We start from the raw sequence: 6,022 nt of genomic DNA, 5'->3' as shown, positions 1-6,022 counted from the left end.
AAACCAAAAAACACAACCACCACCAAACACAAACCCCCCCCCCCCCACCCGCGGCCGGGCGCCCCGCCGCGCCCCCCGCCGCCCGCCCGCCCCCCCCCCCCGCCCCGTCATCGGTCTCCGCCATCGGCCCCGTCATCGGTCCGCGCCTTCGGTCTGCGCCATCGGCCTGTCCGTCGGCCACCGTCGGCCTCCGCCATCGCCTCCGCAGAAAACTCCGCAGAGCCCCGTAGAGAGGGAGTCGTGTGCTTCTCGAACAACCGGCACGGGAGAACGGCACGGAACCGGTCACCAGAGAACTGGTTGGCAGGCGTACGGAGACCGAGGCGCTCACCAAGGTGCTGCGCCGGATGAGCACCGGACGGGGCGCCGTACTGGAGATCACCGGTGACCCCGGTATCGGCAAGACCAGCCTGCTCGGTCTGCTGGCCCGGCGGGCGACGGCGGCGGGCGCGCGGGTGGTACGGGGCCACGCCGTGCGCGGCTCCGAGCCGGGCCAGCTCGTCAAGGAGGTGCTGGCCGCGCTGGGCGTGCCGCGGCGACTCGTCCGGCCGTCGGTCTCCGGCCTCGCCGCCGACATCGAGGTACGGAACATCCTCGGGTGCTGGGCCGCCGTCCAGGGCGGCGTACTGCTCCTGGACAACCTGCACCTGTGCGACGAGCAGTCCGCGCGGGCGCTGGCACGGCTGCTGCGGACACCCCCGTCAGGACCCTTCGTCCTGGCCCTGGCCCACCGTCCCCGGCAGTCCAGCCCCGTGCTGATGGAGGCGCTCGACCACGGCGTGGAGACCGGCGACGTCATCCGGCTCGCGCCGTCGCCGCTCGGGCCGCAGGCGGTGTCGGTCCTGGTCGGCCGCTGGCGGACCGAGGCCACGGCCTCCCTGGCGTACGCGTCGCCCGACCCGGAGCTGTGGGACCAGGCGTCCGGCCGGCGGCAGTCCGCGCGGGAGCCCGCGGACCACGGGGCGTACGCGGCCCAACTGCACGACGCCTCCTGCGGCAATCCGCGGATGCTGCGGATCCTCGTCGCCGCCCGGTGGGATCCCGACGAGTGGCCGCTGACCGCCGGCCCCGACCGGGACGGCCTGCGCCGCGCCGCCGCGCCCTTCGTCAACGAACTGCACACCCTCAGCCCCGACGCCACGACATCGGCCGGAGCCGCGGCCGTGCTCGGCGCGCCCTTCCTGCCCGACGAGGTCGCCGCGATCTCGGGTCTGGGCCTCGACCGCAGCCTGAGCGCCTTCGGGGAACTCACCCGGGCGGACCTGATCCGGCCGCTGCCGTGGGGCGGCCGCTACGCCTTCCGGCACCCCGTGCTCGGCCACGTCATCCTGGAGCACGCCTCACCGGCCCTGCGGCTGCACGCCCATCAGGCCGCCCTCGACCTGCTCACCACCCGCCGCGCCCCGGCGGTCCAGCGGGCCCGGCACGCCGAGCACGTGGTCGGGTCGGGCAGCGCCGACGCCCTGCAGGCCCTGATCGAGGGGGCGGAGGAGGCGATGGCCGACACGCCCGCCAGCGCGGCCCGTTGGCTGCGCCTGGCCCTCGACCACCTGCCGGCGGGCACCGGGATCAGCGCCACCCGGGCCGTGCTCGCGCTGGACTGCTGCCGGGCGCTCACCGCCGTGGGCCGCCTCCAGGAGGCCCGCACCCTGGCACACGACCTGCTGCGGCACCGCGACGGGCTGTCCGACGAGCTGCGGGCGCGGGCGTACGCGGTGTGCGGCGAGGTGGAACGGCTGCTCGGCCACTACCAGGAGGCCGAGGCGTTCGTGCAGGCCGCCCTCGACCTGCTGCCCCGTCCGCTGCCCGTCCCGCTGCCCGCGCCCGCGGCCGAGCTGATCACCGCGCACGGGCGGGTGCAGATCTTCCGGGAGAGCTACGGCCAGGCACGTGAGCTGGTCCGCGAGGCGGCGGCGGCCGCGGACAGCGGCGACCCCATGGCACCGTATCTGCGCGCCCTCGCAGCCCTGGGTGACACCCAGCTCGGCCTGCTGGACGAGGCCGCGCCGGAGGTCAGCGCGTGCGCGCGGATCGTGGACGGCCTGCCGGACGCCACCGCCGCCACGATGCCCGAAGTGCTGGGGATGCTCGGCTGTACGGAGCTCTTCCACGAGCGGTTCGCCGACGCCTACCGGCATCTGGAGCGGGGACTCCTGGCCACCACGGGCGCCACACGGCGGTACATCCGGATCAACCAGCTCGTCGCGCTCTGCCACCTCGACCAGATGACGGGGAGTCTGGAGCGGCTGTGCCGCAGGGCGCGCGAGGCGGAGTCGCTGGCGCGGATGATCGGTGCCGACGAGGCCGCGGGACTGGCGATGACCCTGCGGGCCACCGGGCAGCTGTGGACGCGGCCGCACCGGGAGGCGGCCCGGCTGGTGGAGACCACCGCGGAAGGGCTGACGATGGCCCTGACCGGGGACGGGCTGCGGGCCAGCGTGACCGCCGGGCTGCACGCCCATGTCCAGTTCCACTCCGCGGATCCCGCGGGCTGCCTGCGCACCCTCGTCGAGGTGGGCGGCCCGCGGCTGCTGCGGATGCCGAGCCCCTGGCGGCCCTCGCTGCTCGCGCTGGCGTCCACCGCGGCGCTGCGCTGCGGTGACGCGCCCGCCGCCCGCGCCTGGGCCGCGGAGGCGGAGACCGCCGCCGGGCAGTCGCGGCTGCCGGTGCAGTGGCAGCACGTGCACAGGGCCCAGGCGGAGTTGCACGCCGCGCATGGTGACCACCATGAGGCGGCGGCGCTGTTCCACGAGACCGCGGAATCGTTTCGGCGGGCCGGGCTGCCGGTCGAGCACGCCTGGACGCTGGTGACCGGGGCGCACTCGGCGGCCACGGCACTGGGCGTGGGCCCGGCGCAGGAGTGGCTCGACGAGGCGGCGAAGGCCGCCCGCGCCTGCGGCGCCCAGCGGATCCTGGAGGAGGTCGCCAGGACCCGCAAGCAGCTGGCGGTGCCCCGGGTCACCGGCACCTCGGTGGCCGCGGTGCCGGTCGTACGGGTCGGCGCGGCCGTGGCCCTCCTCACCAACCGCGAGCGGGAGATCGCCGCGCTGGCGGCGACGGGCAAGCGCACCAAGGACATCGCGGAACAGCTCTACGTCAGCACCAGAACCGTGGAGACCCACCTCGGCAGCATTTACCGCAAGCTCGACATCCGCTCCCGGGCGGCCCTGCTGCACACCCTCAGCCAGACGATGCGCCCGCCGACCGCCTGAGCGGCGGCGCCGATTTCCGTACGTCACAGGCCCGTCGATGAGTACGTGTACTCATGAACGCCGCCGCTCGGCCGGGTGACCATGGCGGCAGACAGCACGCCGGACGAGTCCTCGGCAGATCGGGAAGTACGCACCATGCTCACCACGTTGTCCCGCACGCTCGTCCCGGTCCTCGGCCGGCTCACGGTGACCACCGGCGCGACGCGTACCGTCGCGCCGGGCAGCATCGTCGCGCCCAACCACACCGCGCTGGTCGACCCCGGGCTCGTGCTGACCGCGCTGCACGGTCTGGGCACCGAGCCGGTGGTGCTCGCGGCCGCGGGGCTGTGGAAGATCCCGCTGCTCGGCGGCTTCCTCACCCGCGAGGGCCATATCCCGGTGCACCGGGGCAGCCGCCGCGCGGCCGAGGCGCTGGACCTCGCCGCCCAGGCCATCGCCGACGGCCGCACCGTGGTGATCTACGCCGAGGGCGGTCTGCCCCGCCGCCGGGACTCCGGCGACGGCGAACCCGGTTTCTTCCGCACCGGCCTGGCCCGTCTCGCCCTCGCCACCGGCGCCCCCGTCGTCCCCCTCGGTCACGCCGGAGCGCGCCGGATCATCTCCGGGGGAGGGGCCAAGCAGATCGCCGGGGTGCTGACCGCCCCGCTGCGCCGCCCGGCCCTCCATGTCCACCTCGGCGACCCGATCCGGCTCACCGGCGACATCGCGACCGCCACCGCGTACGCCCGCAGCGCCGTCGAGGACGCCTGGCGGCAGGCGATCAGCCATGTGCGGTGACGGCCAGCGCCTCGGGGTTCACGGGCTGGCACGTATTACCTGACCGGGCAGAATCTGCCACGATGGGCGGGTGATACGGAACGTGGTCGCCGTGGTCGGAGGCAGCGCCGGAGCCTTCGAGCTGGGCGTGGTGTGCCAGACGTTCGGACTCGACCGATCCGACGATCCGGCGGGGCTGCCGCAGCACGACTTCGCGGTCTGCGCGGCGCGGCCGGGTCCGGTGATGACCACGTCGGGCTTTCCGATCCAGGTCGACCACGGGCCGGAGCGGATCGCCGAGGCCGACCTCGTCACCGTCCCGGCCTGGCCCGAGTGGGACCGGGCCGCGCCGCCGCCGCTGCTGGAGGCGCTGCGCGCCGCGGTGGCACGCGGCGCCCAGGTGCTGTCGGTGTGCACCGGTGCCTTCCTGCTGGCCGAGGCCGGGCTCCTCGACGGCCGGCGGGCCACCACGCACTGGCAGTTCACCGACCGGCTGGCCGCAAGGTATCCGCGGGTCGAGGTCGACGCCCATGTGCTGTACGTCGAGGACGGACCGGTGACCACCAGCGCCGGAGCGGCCGCCGGAATCGACGCCTGCCTGCACCTGGTGCGCCGCGAGTACGGCGCCGCGACGGCCAACGCCCTGGCCCGCCGCATGGTGGTGCCCGCACACCGCTCCGGCGGGCAGGCCCAGTTCATCGAGATGCCCATGCCCGCCCCGAGGACGGCCGACGGTGACCTCTCCGAGCTGATCGACTGGATGCAGGCCCACCTCGACCAGCCGCTGACCGTGGACGCGCTCGCCGCCCGCGCGGCGATGTCGCCCCGGACCTTCGCCCGGCGGTTCAAGGCGGTCACCGGCACCACCGCGCACCGCTGGCTGCTTGACCAGCGCCTTCAGCTCGCCGAGGAGCTGCTGGAGCGTACGGACCTCTCCGTGGACGCGGTGGCCGCACGCGCGGGCTTCGGCAGCGCCGACACCCTGCGCCACCACTTCGCCGCCCGCCGCGGCATCGCCCCCGCCGCCCACCGCCGCACCTTCCGCTCGGCGTAGTCCCGTACCGCCCGCACGGCAGGAACTGCCCGAAGGACGGCAGACCTGCCGCTGTCGCCGACGCCACCGGGAGCCAAGACTTCGGGCATGAGATCAACGCACCGGCGACGCCGTGCCGCCGCCACCCGTGACCTGCCGCTGCCGGGCTCCGCTCCCGCGGCGGTGGCCGTCGCCGCACCGCGGACGGGAACGCAGCGCTGGGCCGGGGCGCCGAGCGCCGCCCTCGACACCGACGGGACCGTGCTTCTCGCGTATCGCGTCCGCGCCGAGGAGGACGTCAATGTCCTCGCCCGCTCCGCCGACGGGGAGCACTTCACGCCCGTCTGCACGCTGACCCGGGACCGCTTCGGGGCGAGCATGGTGGAACGCCCCGCGCTCGTACGGACGGAGAGCGGCCGGTGGCGGCTGTACGTCAGCTGCGCCACCCCGGGCACCAAGCACTGGTGGATCGGGCTGCTGGAGGCCGCGGACCCCGAGGGGCTCGCCCGCGCCGAGGTGCGCCGTGTCTTCGGCGGGGACGAGGCCACCGCCGTCAAGGACCCGGTGATCCGTTACGACGGACAGCGCTGGCACGCCTGGATCTGCTGCCACCCCCTGGACGTCCCCGGCGCCGAGGACCGGATGACCACCGCGTACGCCACCAGCGGCGACGGCGTCCAATGGCAGTGGCACGGCACCGTACTGACCGGCCGTCAGGGCGGGTGGGACGCGCGCGGCGCACGCGTCACCAGCGTGCTGCCCGACGGCCGCTTCTCCTACGACGGACGCGCCACCGCGCAGGAGAACTGGCACGAGCGCACCGGCCTGGCGTCCGCCGCCCGCGGTGTCGGCGGCTCCCCCCTCGCGCCCCTCACCAACGCTCCGGTGGCGGACGTCCGTTACCTCGACGTCCTCCCGCTGCCCGAGGGCGGCCACCGGATCTACTACGAGGCCCGGCTGCCCGACGGCGGCCATGAACTGCGCACCGAACTGATCCCGGCCGCCTGAGGTGGCCCCGGGC

At 75.1% G+C, this 6,022-nt stretch carries 4 protein-coding genes; all 4 read left to right on the top strand.

From position 1 onward, the window contains the following. The first annotated feature begins 242 nt into the window (after positions 1-242). Positions 243-3,212, top strand: coding sequence for a LuxR C-terminal-related transcriptional regulator (locus AB0M29_RS33820; RefSeq protein ID WP_365389840.1), 2,970 nt, complete (start codon positions 243-245; stop codon positions 3,210-3,212). Positions 3,213-3,347: 135 nt separating this feature from the next. Beyond that, positions 3,348-3,989, top strand: a complete 642-nt coding sequence (locus AB0M29_RS33815) for a lysophospholipid acyltransferase family protein (RefSeq protein ID WP_365389837.1) — start codon at positions 3,348-3,350, stop codon at positions 3,987-3,989. A gap of 70 nt (positions 3,990-4,059) precedes the next feature. Beyond that, positions 4,060-5,022 carry a helix-turn-helix domain-containing protein gene (locus AB0M29_RS33810; RefSeq protein ID WP_365389834.1) on the top strand — a complete coding sequence of 321 codons (963 nt, stop codon included), beginning with the start codon at positions 4,060-4,062 and terminating at the stop codon, positions 5,020-5,022. 87 nt (positions 5,023-5,109) lie between these two features. After that, positions 5,110-6,009 carry a hypothetical protein gene (locus AB0M29_RS33805; protein WP_365389831.1) on the top strand — a complete coding sequence of 300 codons (900 nt, stop codon included), beginning with the start codon at positions 5,110-5,112 and terminating at the stop codon, positions 6,007-6,009. Positions 6,010-6,022 lie beyond the last annotated feature (13 nt).

The organism is Streptomyces sp. NPDC051976, from assembly GCF_040680795.1.
Classification (GTDB): Bacteria; Actinomycetota; Actinomycetes; order Streptomycetales; family Streptomycetaceae; genus Actinacidiphila.
This window is presented reverse-complemented; position numbering and strand designations above follow the sequence as displayed.

Bases quoted from the DNA above. Each gene is read 5' to 3' on its own strand.
- AB0M29_RS33805 (WP_365389831.1), top strand. From the start codon at position 5,110: ATGAGATCAACGCACCGGCGACGCCGTGCCGCCGCCACCCGTGACCTG.
- AB0M29_RS33815 (WP_365389837.1), top strand. From the start codon at position 3,348: ATGCTCACCACGTTGTCCCGCACGCTCGTCCCGGTCCTCGGCCGGCTC.